16 protein-coding genes and 1 tRNA gene are annotated in these 19,826 nt (G+C 38.3%); all 17 read left to right on the top strand.

Features of this window, described 5'->3' with window-relative positions; all coding sequences use genetic code 11:
- Nucleotides 1-50: 50 nt before the first annotated feature.
- The 17 genes from CGC63_RS11650 (at nucleotide 51) to CGC63_RS11570 (ending at nucleotide 19,815) form a co-directional block, all read left to right on the top strand.
- A complete protein-coding gene (locus tag CGC63_RS11650; RefSeq protein ID WP_003019461.1) occupies nucleotides 51-1,415 on the top strand; it encodes a citrate/2-methylcitrate synthase in 1,365 nt (454 codons plus the stop codon).
- Nucleotides 1,416-1,470: 55 nt separating this feature from the next.
- Complete coding sequence (locus CGC63_RS11645; RefSeq protein ID WP_040351082.1) at nucleotides 1,471-1,980, top strand: YqeG family HAD IIIA-type phosphatase; 510 nt, start codon at nucleotides 1,471-1,473, stop codon at nucleotides 1,978-1,980.
- 96 nt (nucleotides 1,981-2,076) lie between these two features.
- Nucleotides 2,077-2,634, top strand: a complete 558-nt coding sequence (gene efp / locus CGC63_RS11640) for an elongation factor P (protein WP_040351083.1) — start codon at nucleotides 2,077-2,079, stop codon at nucleotides 2,632-2,634.
- Between the two features lie 223 nt (nucleotides 2,635-2,857).
- Nucleotides 2,858-3,733 (top strand): DUF5688 family protein, encoded by an 876-nt coding sequence (locus tag CGC63_RS11635; RefSeq protein WP_022238891.1) that lies wholly within the window; start codon nucleotides 2,858-2,860, stop codon nucleotides 3,731-3,733.
- Between the two features lie 24 nt (nucleotides 3,734-3,757).
- The gene (locus CGC63_RS11630; RefSeq protein ID WP_003019470.1) at nucleotides 3,758-6,946 is read left to right on the top strand and encodes a SpaA isopeptide-forming pilin-related protein; all 3,189 of its coding nucleotides are present in this window, start codon (nucleotides 3,758-3,760) and stop codon (nucleotides 6,944-6,946) included.
- A gap of 15 nt (nucleotides 6,947-6,961) precedes the next feature.
- A complete protein-coding gene (locus tag CGC63_RS11625) occupies nucleotides 6,962-8,875 on the top strand; it encodes an isopeptide-forming domain-containing fimbrial protein (RefSeq protein WP_003019472.1) in 1,914 nt (637 codons plus the stop codon).
- An 18-nt stretch (nucleotides 8,876-8,893) separates the two neighbouring features.
- Nucleotides 8,894-9,727, top strand: coding sequence for a class C sortase (locus CGC63_RS11620; RefSeq protein WP_003019474.1), 834 nt, complete (start codon nucleotides 8,894-8,896; stop codon nucleotides 9,725-9,727).
- Nucleotides 9,705-10,358: a hypothetical protein gene (locus tag CGC63_RS11615; protein WP_003019476.1), complete on the top strand. Its 654-nt coding sequence runs from the start codon at nucleotides 9,705-9,707 to the stop codon at nucleotides 10,356-10,358. The genes CGC63_RS11620 and CGC63_RS11615 overlap by 23 nt, the downstream gene beginning before the upstream one ends.
- The gene (locus tag CGC63_RS11610) at nucleotides 10,358-11,113 is read left to right on the top strand and encodes a class B sortase (RefSeq protein ID WP_003019479.1); all 756 of its coding nucleotides are present in this window, start codon (nucleotides 10,358-10,360) and stop codon (nucleotides 11,111-11,113) included. Before CGC63_RS11615 ends, CGC63_RS11610 begins: the two co-directional genes overlap by 1 nt.
- Nucleotides 11,114-11,301: 188 nt before the next feature.
- Nucleotides 11,302-11,374, top strand: a tRNA-Arg gene (locus CGC63_RS11605).
- Nucleotides 11,375-11,424: 50 nt separating this feature from the next.
- Nucleotides 11,425-12,330, top strand: a complete 906-nt coding sequence (locus CGC63_RS11600; protein ID WP_003019480.1) for an SH3 domain-containing protein — start codon at nucleotides 11,425-11,427, stop codon at nucleotides 12,328-12,330.
- Nucleotides 12,331-12,399: 69 nt separating this feature from the next.
- A complete protein-coding gene (locus CGC63_RS11595; protein ID WP_003019482.1) occupies nucleotides 12,400-13,527 on the top strand; it encodes an N-acetylmuramoyl-L-alanine amidase family protein in 1,128 nt (375 codons plus the stop codon).
- Nucleotides 13,528-13,615: 88 nt separating this feature from the next.
- A complete protein-coding gene (locus CGC63_RS11590; protein WP_003019484.1) occupies nucleotides 13,616-14,431 on the top strand; it encodes a pseudouridine synthase in 816 nt (271 codons plus the stop codon).
- The gene (gene ligA / locus CGC63_RS11585) at nucleotides 14,424-16,376 is read left to right on the top strand and encodes an NAD-dependent DNA ligase LigA (protein ID WP_003019486.1); all 1,953 of its coding nucleotides are present in this window, start codon (nucleotides 14,424-14,426) and stop codon (nucleotides 16,374-16,376) included. Before CGC63_RS11590 ends, ligA begins: the two co-directional genes overlap by 8 nt.
- A 5-nt stretch (nucleotides 16,377-16,381) precedes the next feature.
- Nucleotides 16,382-17,941 (top strand): cardiolipin synthase, encoded by a 1,560-nt coding sequence (cls, locus tag CGC63_RS11580; RefSeq protein ID WP_089438709.1) that lies wholly within the window; start codon nucleotides 16,382-16,384, stop codon nucleotides 17,939-17,941.
- 23 nt (nucleotides 17,942-17,964) lie between these two features.
- Nucleotides 17,965-18,885, top strand: a complete 921-nt coding sequence (gene metA / locus CGC63_RS11575; RefSeq protein ID WP_003019491.1) for a homoserine O-acetyltransferase MetA — start codon at nucleotides 17,965-17,967, stop codon at nucleotides 18,883-18,885.
- A gap of 276 nt (nucleotides 18,886-19,161) precedes the next feature.
- Nucleotides 19,162-19,815: a nucleotidyltransferase family protein gene (locus CGC63_RS11570; RefSeq protein WP_003019493.1), complete on the top strand. Its 654-nt coding sequence runs from the start codon at nucleotides 19,162-19,164 to the stop codon at nucleotides 19,813-19,815.
- The last annotated feature ends 11 nt before the right edge of the window (nucleotides 19,816-19,826 follow it).

The raw sequence follows: 19,826 nt of genomic DNA, 5'->3' as shown, positions 1-19,826 counted from the left end.
ATGTGCTAATATGATACCACACTAAAGTGAGGCGGAAAGGGGAATGTGATATGTCAGGATTTAATATGAAAGTTACACCGGAAATTGAACAGCTTACCAAGCTTTGTAAAGAAAACAGCACCATAGATACAGATTTATATCAAAAATATGATGTAAAGAGGGGTTTAAGAGATTTAAACGGAAAAGGTGTGCTGGCGGGGCTGACTCAAATTTCCAACATTGTGCAGAAAAAGGTAGTAGATGGCAAAGAAGTTCCCTGTGATGGTGAATTATATTATAGAGGAATTAACATTGTAGATTTGACAAATGGATTTTTAAAGGAGCAGAGATTTGGCTTTGAGGAAGCTGCTTATTTATTGCTTTTTGGAAAACTGCCAAATAAAGAGCAGTGGAAGGAATTCAGTGAAATTCTGGCAAATCAGAGAGACCTGCCTACAAATTTTGTAAGAGACGTTATTATGAAAGCACCCAGTCAGGATATGATGAATACACTTTCAAGAAGTGTATTGACTTTATATTCTTATGATGAAAATCCGGAAGACATTTCTTTACCAAATGTATTACGTCAATGTATCAATTTAATCAGCGTTTTCCCAATGCTGTCTGTATACGGATATCAGGCACATGAACATTACAATAGAGACGGAAGTCTTTACATACATAACCCAAGAAAAGATTTGTCTACAGCGGAAAATATTCTTTTGATGCTGCGTGCAGACAAGCAGTATACGCCATTGGAAGCACAGATTTTAGATTTGGCGCTGGTGCTTCACATGGAGCATGGAGGCGGTAATAACTCTACGTTTACAACGCACGTGGTATCTTCTTCGGGAACAGATACTTACTCTACCATAGCGGCGGCGTTAGGTTCTTTAAAAGGACCAAAGCATGGAGGCGCCAACATTAAGGTAGTCAGTATGTTTCAGGATATGAAAGAGAATTTAAAGGACTGGACAGATGAGGAAGAGATAGAGAATTATCTGACAAAACTTCTGCATAAAGAAGCTTTCGATAAGAGAGGCTTGATTTATGGAATGGGGCATGCCGTATACTCTATTTCAGATCCGAGGGCGCAGATTTTCAAAAGATTTGTGGAAAAGCTGGCAAAAGAAAAGGGAAGAAGTGCAGATTATGACCTTTATGCAAGGGTAGAACGTTTAGCGCCGCAGATAATTGCCAGAGAGAGAAGGATTTACAAAGGGGTCAGTGCAAATGTAGACTTTTACAGTGGCTTTGTGTACAGTATGTTAGGGCTTCCGATTGAGCTTTATACACCGATGTTTGCCATTGCCCGTATTGTAGGCTGGAGCGCACATAGAATGGAGGAGCTGATTAACACCGATAAAATTATTCGTCCGGCATATAAAAATATACTGGAAACACAAAAATATTCGCCTTTGGAGGAACGGGTTTGACAAAATATAGCTTCACCTGTTACTATTGAAGAAACAGGAAGAAGGGACAAAGAAGATGTTTAGAAAATTTTTTCCGGACGTATATATGGAGTCAACCTATAAAATTGATTTTCAAAAGCTTTATGAGAAGGGATACAGGGGTGTTATCTTTGACATAGACAATACATTGGTACCTCACGGTGAGCCGGCTGATAAAAGAGCTGTTGAGCTGTTTGAGAATTTAAAGAAAATCGGTTTTCAGTGTTGCCTTTTATCCAATAATCAGTATGAAAGAGTCAACTCTTTTAATGAACAAGTACAGGTGCAGTTTATTGAGAATGCTCATAAACCCTCCAGAAAGAATTACCAGAAGGCAATGGAGCTTATGGGAACATCTGTAAAAAATACGGTTTTTGTAGGAGACCAGCTTTTTACTGATGTTTATGGCGCAAAGAGAACCGGAATTTATAATATTTTGGTAAAACCAATTCATCCAAAAGAAGAAATTCAGATTGTTTTTAAACGAAAATTAGAAAAAATTGTACTTTATTTCTATGAGAAAGAGCAAAAGAAAAAAGAAAGATAAAAAATGGTTGAAAATTGTGCGGATGTATTATAGAATGAAATATAGTGGAAAAGCCCAATGGCTTTCCCAATGGACGAAATAAGGAGGAATATCATTATGATATCAGCAGGAGATTTTAAAAACGGTCTCACACTGGAAATTGATGGTAATGTAGTACAGATTATGGAATTCCAGCACGTTAAACCGGGTAAGGGTGCTGCATTCGTTAGAACAAAATTAAAAAATGTTATCAGTGGCGGAATTATTGAAAAAACATTCAGACCAACTGAAAAATTCCCACAGGCACGTATTGAGCGTGTGGATATGCAGTATTTATACAATGATGGTGATCTGTATAACTTCATGAACAATGAAACTTATGACCAGATTGCAATCGCTCAGGATACAGTTGGAGACGCTTTAAAATTCGTAAAAGAAAACGAAACAGTAAAAGTATGTTCTTACAACGGAAGTGTATTTGCTATTGAGCCGCCATTATTTGTAGAACTGGAAATCACAGAAACAGAACCTGGATTTGCAGGAAATACAGCACAGGGTGCTACAAAACCGGCAGTTGTTGAAACAGGTGCTACTGTATACGTTCCTTTATTTGTAAATCAGGGAGACGTTATTAAAATCGATACAAGAACAGGTGAATATCTGTCCAGAGTATAAGACACATAAAGTATATCGAAGCAGTTTGACTGTTTCGATATACTTCGATAAAAAAGTTAAATTCTAAAATTCTATTTCAAGATTAAAATTCAATTCACATTCGTGAGTTTATTCCAAAATCAATATCATTTAAAAGGATATTATGCGGTATGGGGAAATTCTGTCTTTTTTTGCATTCTCTGTGCTGCTTAGTATAAAAATAATTAAGAAAAGGAGAATGTATATGGAGTATGAAGCATTCAAAGAAACACTTATGGACTTTTTAAGGGAAAAGACAGGAGGTGAAAAAAGTATTTCCCTGCATCGAGTGGAGAAAAATAATGGAATTGAACTGGATGCACTGGTAGTTCGTGGGAAAAGAGACAAGATAGCGCCTATGATTTATCTAAAACCCTTTTACGTAGATTTTCAGGGCGGGCTTTCTATGGAAGAAATTGCAGTGCAGATTTTACAGTTGTCAGTAACTGAGAAACAGGAGGAATTTTCTTTGACAGAATTTGAAGATTACAGAAAGGCAAGGACAAAAGTATATTACAAGCTGGTAAATTATGATATGAATAAACGAAAGCTTCAATACATGCCCCATATAAAATATTTGGATTTGGCAGTCGTCTTTTATTATCGGCTGGAGGGCGGAAAGCTAAATGGGGCATCCATTATTATTCACGACTGCAATCTTCATGCGTGGGGAATTGAAAAGGAGCAGTTGGTAAAGGATGCGCTTTTAAATACCAGCAGAAAATTGCCTTATACCATTCAGGGAATGGAAGCTTTAATTGCCGAGTTAAGCGGAAGCCAGCCGAGGATAACCGGTGAGGAGCTTATGTATATTTTGACCAATGAAGAAAAATATTATGGAGCGGCAGTAATCTTATACCCTCATGTTTTAAATCACATCGCAAAAGTTCTAAAGAAAAATTTCTATATACTTCCCAGCAGCGTTCACGAATGTATCTTAGTCCCGGATCAGGGGCAGTATTCCCGCATCGAATTAAAGAGAATGGTAAAAGAAGTAAACGACAGTCAGGTAGAGGACGAGGAAATTCTGTCTTATGAAATCTATTATTATGACTGCAAAAAGGAAGCACTGATGATGTAGCAAGGAAAAGAAAGGAGATGCTGCATGAAGGATAAGAAAAAATGGAGGAAAAAGGTGCTGGCTTTTGCTCTGGCAATGCTGACTTTTACCGGCATTTTTTTCGAAAACAGCGTTATGACGCAAGCAGAAAATAAAGAGGAAAAAACAGAAAATTACATCAAAGTATATTATTTGCTTTATGACGGACAGGAAGAAAACGTTTTTTCCAATTTTATGGTGAAATCTCCCTGTAAAATTTTGGAGGATGGCACAATTCGTTCTGTAATCAATTCTAATCCGGAGGTTTATGACTACAATGCAAATGGAATTACTTTGGATGTAGACATCAATCGTGGAAAGCATTGGTATGGACAAGTTCCGATTACAGAGGAGTGCATTTATAACGAAAAAGAGGGATATATAGATATTCCCGGCAAATATTTAGGAAAGGATTTGACAGTCACGGTGTGGCAGTCCAGAGACTCTGCTTTTTATACAAATCTTGTGCCGGATGAATTAAAGCCTCAGAAGGATAGAAGGGGAAATATCAGCTTTTATACATTTCAGGATAATTTTCCCAGCGGTACAATACCTGTTTTATTTGAGCCAAAAGGCTGCAATATTGTTACACTTCACGGAGATATCAATACAGTGAAGGTAGGGGATATTTGGAATTGTAATGCGGACACATGGTATGTTGCAGACAAATATAATGCAGACTCTTATATATGGGAGGATGTAGCAGGCTGCAAGGAATATGACAAAGGCTTTTCACAGGGCCAGATTGTCAGTATTAAAGATTGTGAAAATCCCATGTTTAATAATATAGGCGGCGCAGGACCGGAAGGGAAGAACTGGATGTTTATGGGATGCTTATCCAGTGTAAATAATACTTTTCAGGGAGTACCTGTGATTACAAAAATGTATATTGAATGTATTGCTAAAGAAGGAAACACTGCTACGTTCTTTGTACATGCTGCCTGTAAAGGTCCAAAAGGACAAAAGGCGCAGACCATTGGTGGATTTTTTAAAGCTAGCTTTTCTCCTCCGTGGATAGAGGTTTATAAAAAGCCTACAACAGATAAAACAACATGGATAGACGGTGACAAATTTCAAAATGGTTATGAGTGGGCACAGTGGGCAATAAGTGATAATCCGGCGTATGACTTGTCCGGAGCAAAATATACCTTATGGAGCTATGAAACAGGAGAATATTTTCATGAATGTATTATAACGGATGCCAATGGCTATGGCTGGTGTTATGTCCCTTATACAGGAAAATTCATGATAAAGGAAGTATATAATCCCAAAGGCTATATTTTAGATGACCAATGGCATGATATTACAATTACCGAGAACAATGCAACTTTTTATCACGATGAGAATGTCAAATATGCACAGCTTCGCTTACATAAGTCTTCAGAAACTGCCACAGATAAGTCTTTGGCAGGAGCAAAATACGGAGTTTGGAACTGGAGAAGTACGGTAGGGAATGGAAAACCGGATTATATTATTACAACGGACGAGAACGGATACGGAGAGGTCAATGATATTCCTCTGTGGTATTACTACATACAGGAAATAGAAGCGCCGGAGGGCTTTGGATTAGATAAAACTATATATGAAGCAAATTGCACAGATGCGGGAACTTATCCAAACGTAGGAGTGGATTTGTATTCACAGGAGCCTTTGGATTTTGGAAAAATTACTTTAAAAAAGCAGTCTGCAAATCCGGATTGCACAGAGGATAATCCTGTCTATTCCTTAAAAGGTGCAGAGTATTCTATTTACAGCAATCCGGAGTGTACCAATTATGTGGACAAGATGATAACGGATGAAAGCGGATATGCAGAAAAAGACGGATTACAGCTCGGGACTTATTATGTGAAGGAAAGCAAAGCACCACAAGGATATCATCTGGATGAAACCGTCTATAAAGTAAGTCTTCCCACAAGCTCAGGAGAGCTGGAATATCAGGTTACATCAACAGAAAAGCCCCAACTGGAGCAAATTAAAATGTTACTGAAAAAAATAGATAAGGATACGGGAGAGCCAATTCCCACAGGACAGGGAAGCTTAAAAGGTGCAGAATTTGTGTTTAAATTTTATAAAGGAGAGTATCCGAAGGACACAAATCCGGAAACATTGGGAAAGACAGTAGATAAAACATGGATATTTGCTACCAACGAAAAAGGAGTAATAGAGTTTGATGAAAGCTTTCTAATTCGTGGAGACAGCTTTTATATAGATGATAAGGGAGAGCCGGCGCTTCCTGTGGGGACTTTAGTAATAACAGAAAAGAAAGCGCCGGAAGGATATCATATTAATCCAATAACGATTATCAAAAATATAAGACCGGAAGGTTTCGAAGACAGTGAGGCTTATGTGACTCCGGAAATTGCGGAAGACAGTATCAGTGTGAAAATTATAAAGGTACAGGATGGGACAAATGTCCACATTCCCGGTACGGTGTTCCGTCATACCATGCCAAATGGAACAACAAAGGATTATGCCACAGATAGCAAAGGAGAAGTTCAGCTGCAAGGGCTAAGAATAGGAAAACATCAGATAGTGGAGCTGTCTCCGGCAGAGGGATATTTGCCGAATACCAGTGTGTTTGAATTTGAAGTTACCGCAGATAACAAAGTGCATGCGCTTACAAAACCCATAGAGGATATGGGAATTGCCTTTGCAGAAGAAAAGAACGGAGACGGTACTTTAACGGTAAAAAATAAGTTAGCTCCGTTTAAACTGAACATTCATAAAGTAAATAATAAAGATAAGGTATTAGAAGGTGCTGAATTTACCTTATATGAGGATAAGGATTGCAGCGTAGAGGTTGACAGACAGGTGTCTGATAAAGACGGAAATCTGGCATTTGAAAACATACAAATAGACAGGGAATATTACCTAAAAGAAACAAAAGCACCGGCAGGGTACAAGCTTCCAATTCATCCAGACGGCAGTCCGGTGATTTATAAAATTAAAGTGGAAAGTGACCCAATAAAAAACAATTTTATCGTTTATGTAAATGACAAAGCTTATGATACCAATTCCGATGGTGCGATTACCATTGGCGGTACAAAAAAGGACAGAGAAGTCAATCTTACTGTTGTGAATACAGTAAATGGAAAACTGCCAAATACAGGCGCTTACAGCACAAGTTGGATTTTGGCAATGGGCAGTATTTTAATACTTGCTGCCTTAAAAAACAAAGAAAAAAGAATAAAATAGTGAAAAGAGGAAAAAATGATGAGAAATAAAATTTTTAAAGCAATGATGATGATAGGATTAGTAGCAGCAACAGCAACAACTTCTATGGCAGGAAGTGCATTGACACCAATTTATGCAGCAGAAATGGAAGCTGCACAGGGAAATCAGGTAGTAAACGGTGTTTTAGATTTCGGAAAGGGTTCGGCAAGCATTAACATTAACGGAAATGAAGGACAGTCCTTAGTAGGAAAGAAATTTGAAATTTTCCAGCTGTTCAATGCAGAAAATTCCAAAGACGGAGAGTCCATCAATTATACTTTTCATCCGGAGTTTGCCAATGCCATTCAGACAGTCGTAGCCAATGCGTTAAATAAAAAGAACGGAACACAGTTAAGGCCGGCAGATGTGACAGAATATATGGCGATTGACTATATCCAGACCTTAAACTCCAAGCCGGTAGAAGGGGTAGATACACCGCAGGAGCTGGAAGGAAGATACAGTGACTTCCGTTACTTTGTGGAAGATGTGAGAACACAGATTAAGAAAGAAAACAAATCAGGAGAAATTATTACTGTACAGTCTACAAAATCAGATAATTCCATATCTATTACAGGTCTGGTATACGGATATTATGTAGTGGACGAATTGTCAAAGGCAGATGAAAACGGAGAACAGTGGTTTGCCTCTTCTCTTTGTATGGTAAATACCGCTAATCCGGATGCACAGGTAAACATCAAATCCGATTATCCTAAGATTACCAAGAAAATTCAGGAAGACGATAACAAGGATGCCGTTAAAAATGATGGCTGGAATGATATCGGTGACTACGAAATCGGACAGACTGTACCATACAAATTTGAGTCTACCATCCCGAATATGAACGGATATGATACTTATTATTACGCATGGCACGACAAAATGGATGAGGCGCTGACCTTCCATGCAGACAAAGCAAAAATGGAAATCGTGATTAACAGCAAAGACGGCAAAAGCTATAAGCTGAAGGACGATGAGTATGTTTTAACAGAAAAGCCGCAGGATGGATCCGGCGATACCTTCAAAGTGGAAGTCATGGATATCAAAAAAATTGTAGACCGGGAATTTAATAAAATGAACAACAATCAGGAAAATGATTATACCGGCTTGAACGTTACTTTAAAATGCGAAGCGACCTTAAATGAGCTGGCTGCATTGGATACCGGAAGACCGGGCTTTGAAAATGATGTCCGCTTAGAGTTCTCCAATGATGCAGACTCCAACGGAAAGGGAGAAACAGGCTTTACACCATGGGATACAGTTGTATGCTTTACCTTTGAAGTGGACGGATTAAAAACCAATAACCATGATAAAGTGCTTCAGGATGCAAAATTCCGTCTTTACAGTGATAAGGAATGTAAGAATGAGGTTTATGTAAAGAAAAATCCAAATCAGGGACAGGGCGGATATGTGGTAATGAACCGTGACTTGGTGGGAGGCACAGACCATACAGGAGGAACATCGCCGAAGGACGTCATAGAGATGGTGTCTGATGCAAACGGTATCTTTAAAATTTACGGTCTGGACCAGGGTACATATTACCTGAAGGAAACCGATGCACCGGATGGATACAGACCATTGCTTGACCCGATTGTGATTAACGTAAAACCGACTTATACCACAGACAGAAACAGCTATGTCAAGGGAGACGGTGCAACAGAAAAGACATTGAAGAAGCTGGAAGGTACAGCACATATTAAATCCTTCTACAATGGTGCATTTAAAGACGAAGATATCAACCTTCATACAGACGTAAATCAGGGTAACTTGGATATTAAGGTAATCAATGAGGTTGGCAAGAAGCTTCCGATCACCGGTTCTTCTGCTATGCTGGTAATTGTTTGTGCCGGAGCAGCGCTAATGGGCGGTGTAATCGTATCTAACAGAAAACGTAGCAAAAAAGAAGAAGAATAGGATGATATCAGAGGAAAAATGAAGAAGCAAAAAAAGATATGGAATAAGATTATTTTTATCATAGGTCTGCTTCTCGTGTCGTATCCTCTGGTAAGCAGCATGATAGAGCGGCAGCATCAAAAAGATGCTGTCGCTACTTATCAGGGCAGCATTGAAGAGGAGGATAAAAGCCGGATACAGGATGCAATAGCAAAAGCATCTGAGTATAATAATATGCTGTTCCAGACACAGGGGGCAAGCATTGGAGACTTGCAGAATGGGATTTTAAGTGAAGAAAACTATGAAAATCTATTAAATCTTTCAGGAACAGGAGTAATGGGAAGCATTGAAATTCCGAAAATTAACGTAGATATTCCAATTTATCATGGAACGTCAGAGGAAGTGTTAGCAAGTGGAGTGGGACATTTTCAGGACAGCAGCCTTCCAGTGGGCGGGAACAATACGAGATGTATTCTTACCGGACACAGGGGATTGCCAAATTCCAAGCTGTTTACAAGGCTGGATGAATTGGAAAAAGAAGATCTTTTTTTTATCAGTACGTGTGGGGAAACTTTAGCATACCGCATTACCGAAATAGAAGTAGTAGAACCAGAGGAAGCAGAGCTGCTGGAGATTTTACCGGAAAAGGATTTATGCACCTTAATAACCTGTACCCCTTATGGAATTAACACACAGAGATTGGTGATAACAGGGGAGCGAGTTCCTTATGAAAAAGCGGAATATGACAGTATTGAGAGAAAATTGCCTTCTTTTCGGGAAGCTTTCTTTATGGTATTACCTTTTATTTTTATGATGGCTGGATTAATTAGTTTTTTTAGGAGGAAAAGACATGGAAAAAAGAATGAGCAATAAGTTTTCATTAGTGATTACAGTGCTTCTGATATTTGTATTTTGCATACAGGTATATGCAGAGACAGATACACAGCAGCATGGAAGTATCAGCATTGCTCTGACAGAAGGGAAAAAAGGAACTTCACGAGAAAATGTGGAATTTTCCTGTACCAAAATAGGAGAAATGAAAAACGGAGAATATATCTTAAAAGATGAATTTCTTTCTTCAAAAGTAGAGCTTAATGCGTTGAAGACAGCCGATGATATGGAAAAGGCGGCTAACAAGCTGGCAGAAATGGATATTCAAGGTGAGAAAGTATTATTGACAGATAAAAATGGAAAGCTTTGCTTTTCGGGTTTAACAAAGGGAGTATATTTTTTAGAAGCTACGGATATTGCTGGATATGAAGCGGTAGCGCCGTTTTTAATATCTATTCCAACCTTTGATGAAAAAGAAGGAAGAATGAACTATGATATTACTGTCATGCCCAAGCATGAACCGGAGAAAATCACAACGGATGCTCCACAAAAGCCGGGAGCACCGCAGACAGGTTTAGACAGTCCGATTTTAAAGTATTTTGCAGGCGCTTTTTTCATTGCCCTGTTTTTGGTTGTTTGGAATATTAAAATGAAAAATACAAAGAAGAAATAATGAGGAAGTTAATAAATGTAGTATTGGCAGGATGTCTTTTTTACTTTTTGGCACTTGGGATGAAAGAGTTATTTTTATTTTTAAATGCGGAAAAAACGTATCAAGTGTTAAAAGAAGAAACCGTGCAGGTTGCAGCGGATAATCAGGAAAATGAGGAGGCAGTAAATCCGTTCCACCGAGATATTAATTTTGAAGCCTTGAATAAAATAAATGAAGAAATTGTCGGATGGATTTATATACCGGAAACAAAGGTCGATTATCCTGTGTTAATCGGAGACACAGAGCAGGAATATTTGAAACAGGATTTTGAGGGGAAAGAAAATGTTTTAGGTTCTATTTTTGCTTTCCCCAATGTGGAATTAAATCAGGATTTTCACGTTTGTCTGTATGGACACAATATGATTTCAGGACAGATGTTTGGCGGGCTGAAATTGTATAAAGAAGAAAAATATGCAAAGACTCACAGAAAAGCTTATTTATATACAAAAGAGAGCACAAAAGAATTGGAGCTGATATCTGTTTTTCAATGTGAAAATACAGATGAAATCTTTGAGCTGGAAGAAAAAACATGGGAACAAAGCAAAGCAGAGGAAATTGTAGGTGACTTGCAGAGGAGAAGTTTCGTAGAAACGGAGTTTACCCAAAAGAAGGTAACTCAGATTTTTACGCTTGTTACCTGTCATGGAAACGCAGGGGGAACGCAGCGTCTGGTTTTAAACTTTGGAGTAACGAAGGAGAAGCTTATATTACAATAATGACGGTCTATCACAGGAAACTGTCACATTCAGTATATGCACCGAATATTTATAATTTTTGGATAATATTGAAAGCGACAGTTCCCTGTGTATAATTCTTGTTTCTAAGGCTGTCGTGAGCGGAAATAGTCAAAGACTTTACAAGTAAAAAAAAATATGCTATGATAACCGAGATATCATAAGTATGTGCACTCGTAGCTCAGGGGATAGAGCAGTGGTTTCCGGTACCACGTGTCGGGGGTTCGATTCCCTCCGGGTGTGTTTGTGCTTTGGGGAGAGCATGGAAATAAGGGAATATAAGGAGGACAAATATGTTAGACAATTTCAGAGAATGGCTCTCGGATAATCTGAGGTATATTCTTCTGGGTCTGGCAATTCTGGCGGTTCTGTTGCTGTTATTTTTTGGAATAAAAGCAATAACGGGAAATTCTTCTGATAAAAAGGAAAATGAACCGGCAAAGAAAACAGAACAAAAGAAAGAGTCCACAGATTCCGAAAAAACAGATGAGGACAAGTCTGAAAAGGAAGATGAGAATGCTCTTGAAAAGAATGCGTATCCTGAAGTAAATGCCTTAATTGAGTCGTTTTACTCTGCTTGGGGAAAGAAAGACATTGCCCAGATGAAAGAGTTGACGGATAATTTTAATGCAACTGATGAAACAAAAGTGACAAATGCTACTTATATTGAGTCTTATGAAAATATAACAGTGTATACAAAGAAAGGACTTGATGAAAACAGTTATGTAGTATTTGCAGCTTATGATTTGAAATTTAAAGATATTGCCACACCGGCTCCCGGCTTGTCTGAGCTGTATGTTTATAAGAATGAAGCAGGAAAATACGTTATCCAGAATGATGATACAAATGCTGAAGTTCAGGAATGTATTGAAAAGACAAGACAGGAAAAGGATGTAACAGGGCTTATTGCAGAAATAGAAGAAAAATTGAATGTAGCAATGGCTTCTGACGATACCTTGAAGAAATTTGAAGAAGAGCTGGGCGAAAAAGTCAATACAGCACAGATGGCTGATAATGGCGATATGCTCACAGCAAAGGAAAGCTGTAATGTACGTTCTGATGCAAATACAAACGCTGAAATTTTAGGAAAATTACAGGCAGGGGAGCAGGTTAAGAAACTGGAAAATGCGTCAGATAATTGGATAAAGGTAGAATATAAAGGGCAGGAGGCCTATGTATTCGGTGATTTAGTTCAGTAAAATATACCCTGGCAGCAGGCACAAAAGGTGTTGGTTGTCAGGGTGTTTGCACAATAAAGAGGAAAAAACATGAAAATTACCAAAAAAGGAGTTCTCATTACAATTCCTGTTTTTCTAACAGGTTCTTTTCTTATTGCAGCTCCTCAGTATGGATTTATGCTGGTGAAGCATTCCATGATCAGTTATGAAAATGAGAAAGAGGCGAAGAAAGAAGACCACTGGATTTACAATGAAAACGGACGCCGTTTCGTATACCATGATGGTTCTGTTATTCAGAATGACAGTCAGGTATTGGATGGAATTATGTACTATTTTGATGGGAAAGGCTATGTAAAAACAGGTTGGGTACAGGATAAAGGACAGATTTTTTATAGAAATCCGGATGGCTCTCCTGTAATAGGCTGGTTTACAGATGACAGCGGTACGTATTATCTGAATGAAAATGGTTCACCGGCAATCGGCTGGACAGATATAGACGGACAGCATTACTATTTTAAAGAAAACGGTGCGGCAGCTACGGGAATGACAGAGGTAGATGGTGTTCAGTATCTTTTTAACGAGGATGGAACCGTGTCAGCTGGATGGGGTTTAAAGGATGATAAGTATTATTATCGAGATGAATACGGAGCAATCTCTTATGGCTGGGAATATATAGACGGACAGTATTATTTTTTCCGTGAAGACGGAACAATGGCTACGGGCTGGATTACGGACGGCGGTGAAAGATATTATTTGAACACGGACGGTTCTATGGTAAAAAATGCTTGGATTAATCAGGATGGACAAAAGCATTTTGTAGGGGCGGACGGAAAAGAGGAAAAAGGCTGGGTTTCTATAAGCGGAAAATATTATTTTCTTACAGAAGAGGGCATTGTAGGACAACCGGGTTGGTTAAAACAGGATGGCAAGTGGTATTTTGTCAATCAGGACGGAAGTGCCAGAACAGGTTTGTTTGAAGAAAATGGTAAATGGCATTATCTTACAGAACAGGGCGAATTGAAAGAGGGCTGGATTTTGTCAAATGGAAAATATTATTATCTTGCAAATTCTAAGCTTATGACAGGCTGGAGGAAGATTGACGGTAAGCAGTATTATTTCCACGAAGACGGAGTTATGGCCACAGGCTGGATCACCATTGACGGAAAATCTTATTATTTGAATGAGGACGGAAGTCTGAATATACACGTACAGGAGTGATATTACAAAAGAGATACCCTGATAGCGATTTATGGAAAATCTGTAAGCGTTATTGGGGTATTCCTGTCAGAAAACGAAGGAGAGGTTCATGCGTTTAAATAAATATTTAAGTGATGCCGGTGTATGCTCCAGACGGGAAGCAGACCGTTTAATAGAAGAAAAACGTGTTTTAGTGGATGGAAAGCCTGCTGTGCAGGGGATGCAGGTAGAAGACTTTCAGGAAATCAAAGTAGATGGGAAAGCTATAAAGCGGGAAGAAAAAAAAGTGCTTTTGGTTTTTCATAAGCCGAAGGGAATTGAGTGTACGGCAAATCCTAATGTGAAAAAAAATGTAATTTCTTATATTAACTATCCAATTAGAGTGTATTATGCAGGAAGATTGGATAAAGACTCGGAAGGATTACTTCTTTTGACCAATCAGGGTGAGCTGGTAAATCAGATTATGAAAGCAGGCAGCTATCATGAGAAAGAATATCTTGTGACAGTGGATAAGCCTGTAACAGAGGAGTTTTTACAGAGTATGCGAGAGGGTGTCCCTGTTTTAGGAACAATCACCAGAAAGTGTAAGGTGGAAAAGGAAAGTGAAAAGGTTTTTCGGATTACTCTTACGCAAGGCTTAAATCGTCAAATCAGGCGCATGTGCAATTATCTGGGATATGAGGTTGTAAAATTAAAGAGAATTCGGATTATGAACATTGAGTTGGGAAATCTTCCGATAGGAAGTTATCGTGAGGCAACCAAGGAAGAACTGGATGAGTTGAAGAGGCAGATTTCAGAAAAAGCAGAGAAAAGGCAGGAAACAGATTTTCATAAAGGGAAAAAACCTGTGAAGAATGCAGGGAAATATAGAAATCCTTCCAAGGTAAGAAAACAGAAAAGGCAGGAGGCTTCAAGAAATGGATAAAATGAAAAGAATGAAGGAATTGCTGAAACTTTTGACAGAGGCTTCAAAAGCCTATTATCAGGAAGACCGAGAAATAATGAGCAATTTCGAGTATGATAAGCTGTATGATGAGCTGGTACAGCTGGAAAGAGAAACAGGTGTTACCTTAGCGGGAAGTCCTACAGCTTCCGTAGGATATGAGGCATTGGATGAGCTGCCGAAGGAAGCTCATGAAAGCCCGATGCTTTCCCTTGACAAAACAAAAGATATAGAAGCATTAAGGGCGTTTATCGGAGAGCAGAAATCATTACTTTCATGGAAATTGGACGGACTTACCATTGTATTGACATATCATGAGGGAAAACTGCAAAAAGCGGTAACAAGAGGAAACGGAACCGTAGGGGAAGTTATTACGGGAAATGCAAAGGTTTTTAAAAATATTCCCCTTCAGATTGCATATCAGGGAGAACTTGTTTTGCGAGGAGAGGCAATTATCACCTATTCTGATTTTGAAAAAATCAATGCACAGATAGAAGATGTAGATGCCAAGTACAAAAATCCCAGAAACTTGTGCAGCGGTTCTGTAAGACAGCTGAACAATGAAATCACAGCAAAAAGAAATGTGAATTTTTATGCGTTTTCTTTGGTAAAGGCAGAGGGCGTTGATTTTCAAAATTCACGGGAACAGCAATTTTGCTGGCTGAAGGAGCAGGGCTTTGATGTTGTGGAATATCGTGTTGTTACAGGAGAAACGCTGGATGAAGCCATGGATTATTTCTCGAATCAGGTATCGAAAAATGATTTTCCTTCAGATGGACTTGTAGTTTTATATGATGATATTGCCTATGGAGAGTCTTTGGGAAGCACCGCAAAATTTCCGAGAAATGCGTATGCGTTTAAATGGAAGGATGAAATCAGAGAAACTGTTTTAAAAGAAATTGAGTGGAGTGCTTCCAGAACAGGATTGATTAATCCAGTGGCTATTTTTGAGCCGATAGAGCTGGAGGGAACTACGGTCAGTCGTGCCAGTGTGCATAATATCAGTATTATGAAGGAGCTTCAGTTGGGAATTGGGGATAAAATACAGGTGTATAAGGCAAATATGATTATTCCTCAAATTGCTGAAAATCTCACAAGAAGCGGAAATTTGGAAATTCCGAAAATATGTCCGGTATGTAAAAAAGAAGCCAGAGTGATAAAAACAAATGAGGTGGAAGCGCTGTACTGTATGAACGAAGAATGTCAGGCGAAAAAGATTAAATCCTTTACCTTGTTTGTAAGCAGAGATGCCATGAATATTGACGGCTTATCAGAAGCTACATTGGAAAAATTTATCTTAAAAGGTTTTATTCGTGATTTCGGCGATATTTTTGAAATTGAAAAATATAAAGATGAAATTTTAGAGATGGAGGGATTTGGACAAAAATCCTACGAAAACCTGATTGCCAGTCTGGAGAAGGCAAAGCACACAACTTTACCAAGAGTGCTGTACAGTCTGGGGATTGCCAACATCGGTCTGGCAAATGCAAAGCTTATCTGTAAGGAGCTTCAATATGATATTGAGAAAATGATTGCAGCCAATGAGGAAGAAATCAGCAGCATAGAAGGAATTGGTCCGGTAATTGCAAAAGCTTATACAGAATATTTTGCAAATGAAGAAAATTTAAAGAAGTTCCGTCATTTGTTGTCTCATTTAGAACTAGAAGAGGTAACAAGAGAAGAAAATCTGTCTTTGGAAGGGAAGCAATTTGTTATTACGGGAAGTGTGGTACATTTTGCAAACCGAGCGCAGCTAAAGGAAGAAATTGAGAAAAGAGGCGGAAAAGTAACAGGAAGTGTGACCTCAAAAACACATTATTTGATTAACAATGATACAACGTCAAATTCTTCAAAGAACAAAAAAGCAAAAGAGCTTGGTATTCCAATTTTATCAGAAGATGATTTTATGAAAATGGCAGGTATGTAAAACGTATGAAAAAAGAAGAAATAAAAGAAAAAGGAATTCAGGGAGTTAAAAAGATTATATTCGGAAGAACGCTGTTTGTAATATTTGCGTTTTTAATTCAGTTTGCTCTGTTGGCGGTAACCTATATTTGGCTGAGAGATTATAGCTATGTTTTTTACTTATTCTTTGTTATATTGAGCGTCAGCGTGGTTTTACATCTTTTTAACAGTAATGAAAGCCCTGATTTTAAATTGGTGTGGATGCTGCCGCTGGTTATTTTCCCTGTTTTTGGAGCGTTTTTCTATTTATATGTGGCAACCCAGCTGGGAACAAAAATGATTTTCAGGCGCTTGCAGTTTCTCTCGAAATTTACCAGACAGTACGCACCACAAAATACAGAAGTGAAAAATCGCCTGAAAGAGGAAAATTCCCAGATGGGGCATTTTGTTCAGTATATGGAGGAATATGATAATTGTCCTGTTTATGACCACACACAGGTGACTTATTATCCTCTTGGTGACGAGCAATTTCCGGATATGCTGGAAGAATTGGAAAAGGCAGAAAAGTTTATCTTTTTGGAATTCTTTATTGTAGAAGAAGGAAACATGTGGAACAGCATTTTGGAGATTTTAAAGAAAAAGGTAAAGGAAGGTGTGGAGGTACGTGTTATGTACGATGGTATGTGCGTACTGGCACTTTTGCCTTACTTTTATCCAAAGCTTTTGGAGGCGGAGGGTATTCGCTGTAAGATGTTTGCGCCTATTAAACCTGTATTCTCCACACATTATAACAATCGAGACCATAGGAAAATTATGGTTATTGACGGAAAGGTTGCCTTTACAGGAGGAACAAATCTGGCAGATGAATATATTAATCAAAAGCTGCGTTTCGGACACTGGAAAGATACAGCCGTGAAGCTTACCGGAAAGGCAGCAGAACGATTTACATATATGTTTTTAGAAATGTGGAATGTTTCTGAGACAAAAGAAGAGAATTATGAGCAATACAAGACACCGGCGAACTTTACCATGCCAAGTGACGGATATCTCATTCCTTATGAGGTGTGTCCTTTTGGAAAAGAGCGTGTGGGTAAAAAAGTATATCTGGATATCCTGAATACGGCAAAGGATTATGTACATATTATGACACCGTATTTAATTTTGGATTATGAAATGCTGATGGCTCTTACCTACGCTGCTAAAAGAGGTGTGCAGGTATCTATTATTATGCCGCATATTCCTGACAAAAAGGCTGCATTTGCTGTGGCAAAGACCTATTATAACGAGCTTTTGGAAGCGGGAGTGGAAATTCATGAATATGAACCGGGCTTTGTACATGCAAAGATTTTTGTTGCAGATGATGAAAAAGCAGTAGTCGGAACGGTTAATCTGGACTATCGAAGTCTGTTCCACCATTTTGAATGTGGTGTAATGATGTATAAAAATTCACAGATTTTAGAAATTGAAAAAGATTTTCAGACAACGCTGCAAAAGTGTATTAAGATGCAGCCGTCTGATTATAAACGTCAGAAACTGGCAATGCGTATTACAGGAAAGATTTTACGTATGTTTGCCCCGCTTATGTAGAAAAAAGAAAGGGAGAAAGAGAAATGCCCATTAAAATTCAAAGTGATTTACCGGTAAAAGAAATACTGGAAAAAGAAAATATATTTGTCATGGATGAAAAAAGAGCGGTTCATCAGGACATCCGTCCGGTGCAGATTTTGATTTTAAATCTGATGCCTTTAAAGGAAGAAACAGAATTGCAGCTTTTGCGCTCTCTGTCTAACACGCCTTTGCAGGTAGACGTTTCTTTTATGATGGTAAGCAGTCATGTGTCCAAAAATACAGCTACCAGCCATTTAAACAAATTTTATCAGACCTTTGAGGAAGTAAAAGAGCATAAATTTGATGGTATGATTATTACAGGTGCTCCGGTAGAGCAAATGGAATTTGAAGAAGTAGACTATTGGCAGGAAATGACAGAAATTATGGAATGGTCTAAAAAGAATGTAACTTCTACGATTTATCTTTGCTGGGCAGCACAGGCGGGCTTGTATTATCATTACGGCTTACAAAAAAGAAAAATGGATAAAAAAGTTTTTGGGATTTTTGCTCATAAAGTGGAAAACCGAAAAATTCCTTTGGTAAGAGGGTTTGATGATGTGTTTTTTGCGCCACATTCCAGACATACAGAGGTATCTGCCGAGGACATTCATAATTGTAAAGAGCTTACAGTTCTGGCAGAGTCTGAGGAAGCCGGTGTATTTCTGGCTATGGCAAAGGATGGCAGACAGATTTTTGTCATGGGACATCCGGAATATGACAGAGTGACGCTTGACGGAGAATATAAGAGAGATTTGAGCAAAGGGCTTCCGATTGAAATGCCAAAAGGCTATTATCCGGAGGATAATGCAGAGAACAAACCGCTTCTTATGTGGCGTTCTCATGCCAATAATCTGTATACAAACTGGCTGAATTATTATGTTTATCAGGTGACACCGTATAATCTGGATGGAACACCGTTTTAATGCGGTGTTTTAGAGGCGTTGCGGAAAATCAAAAATATCGTAAAATGATGTGAAATATCGGGCAGCATTAGAAAATTGGGAGTACAAAGGGAGTATAGAAAAGTCTTTATGGGAGTACAAGCAATATGATATAAACTGTCTTTTGGAATAAGATTATGAGGGTGTATTGTGTAAGTACAATACGCCCTTAAACTTTTGGAAAAGTGATGCTGGAAATTAGAAAATATGCTAGAATAACAGAAATAAATAAATTTTTAAATTCGTGAGGTGATTATTATGATAGATATTTCTGCATGGACAGACAAGTTTTTACAAGTCTTGACCCAGAACTTTGGAGAGCGGATATGGTTTGTCGGATTACAGGGAAGTTACGCTCGTGGTGAAACAACAGAAACAAGTGATATTGATATGGTTGTAATACTTGATGAAGTCTCTGTTTTGGATATTCAAAAATATAATGCTATGTTAGATACGTTATCCAATCGAGAACAGATTTGCGGTTTCCTGTCAGGAAAACAAGAACTTTTACATTGGGAACCATCTGACCTTTTCCAATTTTATAACGATACAAAGCCAATCAAAGGAAGTCTTGATGAATTATTGGTACTGCTTGATACGGCTGCTGTAAACAGAGCAATTAAAATTGGGGTATGCAATATCTATCATGGCTGTGTACATAATATGCTGTACGAAAAAAGTGAGGAAATTTTGAGAGGATTATATAAATCAGCTTCTTTTGTTGTACAGGCAATCTGTTTTAAACAAACAGGAAGATATGTTTGTCAACAGAAAAAATTGCTTCAAATAGTTGAGCCAGATGAGCAAGTGATTGTTCATACATTCTTGGAATTAAAGAGCGGAGGTCTGACTAATTTTCAAAAGATGTCAGAAACTCTGTTTGAGTGGTCTAAGAAGTGGATTACAGAATAATTTGAGGGGAA

This window comes from Blautia hansenii DSM 20583 (assembly GCF_002222595.2).
In the GTDB taxonomy this organism is placed as follows: Bacteria; Bacillota; Clostridia; order Lachnospirales; family Lachnospiraceae; genus Blautia; species Blautia hansenii.
This window is presented reverse-complemented; position numbering and strand designations above follow the sequence as displayed.

Bases quoted from the DNA above. Each gene is read 5' to 3' on its own strand.
- CGC63_RS11630 (WP_003019470.1), top strand. From the start codon at position 3,758: ATGAAGGATAAGAAAAAATGGAGGAAAAAGGTGCTGGCTTTTGCTCTG.
- CGC63_RS11645 (WP_040351082.1), top strand. From the start codon at position 1,471: ATGTTTAGAAAATTTTTTCCGGACGTATATATGGAGTCAACCTATAAA.
- CGC63_RS11650 (WP_003019461.1), top strand. From the start codon at position 51: ATGTCAGGATTTAATATGAAAGTTACACCGGAAATTGAACAGCTTACC.
- CGC63_RS11610 (WP_003019479.1), top strand. From the start codon at position 10,358: ATGAGGAAGTTAATAAATGTAGTATTGGCAGGATGTCTTTTTTACTTT.
- CGC63_RS11590 (WP_003019484.1), top strand. From the start codon at position 13,616: ATGCGTTTAAATAAATATTTAAGTGATGCCGGTGTATGCTCCAGACGG.
- CGC63_RS11595 (WP_003019482.1), top strand. From the start codon at position 12,400: ATGAAAATTACCAAAAAAGGAGTTCTCATTACAATTCCTGTTTTTCTA.
- CGC63_RS11600 (WP_003019480.1), top strand. From the start codon at position 11,425: ATGTTAGACAATTTCAGAGAATGGCTCTCGGATAATCTGAGGTATATT.
- efp (WP_040351083.1), top strand. From the start codon at position 2,077: ATGATATCAGCAGGAGATTTTAAAAACGGTCTCACACTGGAAATTGAT.
- CGC63_RS11620 (WP_003019474.1), top strand. From the start codon at position 8,894: ATGAAGAAGCAAAAAAAGATATGGAATAAGATTATTTTTATCATAGGT.
- CGC63_RS11570 (WP_003019493.1), top strand. From the start codon at position 19,162: ATGATAGATATTTCTGCATGGACAGACAAGTTTTTACAAGTCTTGACC.
- cls (WP_089438709.1), top strand. From the start codon at position 16,382: ATGAAAAAAGAAGAAATAAAAGAAAAAGGAATTCAGGGAGTTAAAAAG.
- CGC63_RS11625 (WP_003019472.1), top strand. From the start codon at position 6,962: ATGATGAGAAATAAAATTTTTAAAGCAATGATGATGATAGGATTAGTA.
- metA (WP_003019491.1), top strand. From the start codon at position 17,965: ATGCCCATTAAAATTCAAAGTGATTTACCGGTAAAAGAAATACTGGAA.
- CGC63_RS11635 (WP_022238891.1), top strand. From the start codon at position 2,858: ATGGAGTATGAAGCATTCAAAGAAACACTTATGGACTTTTTAAGGGAA.
- CGC63_RS11615 (WP_003019476.1), top strand. From the start codon at position 9,705: ATGGAAAAAAGAATGAGCAATAAGTTTTCATTAGTGATTACAGTGCTT.
- ligA (WP_003019486.1), top strand. From the start codon at position 14,424: ATGGATAAAATGAAAAGAATGAAGGAATTGCTGAAACTTTTGACAGAG.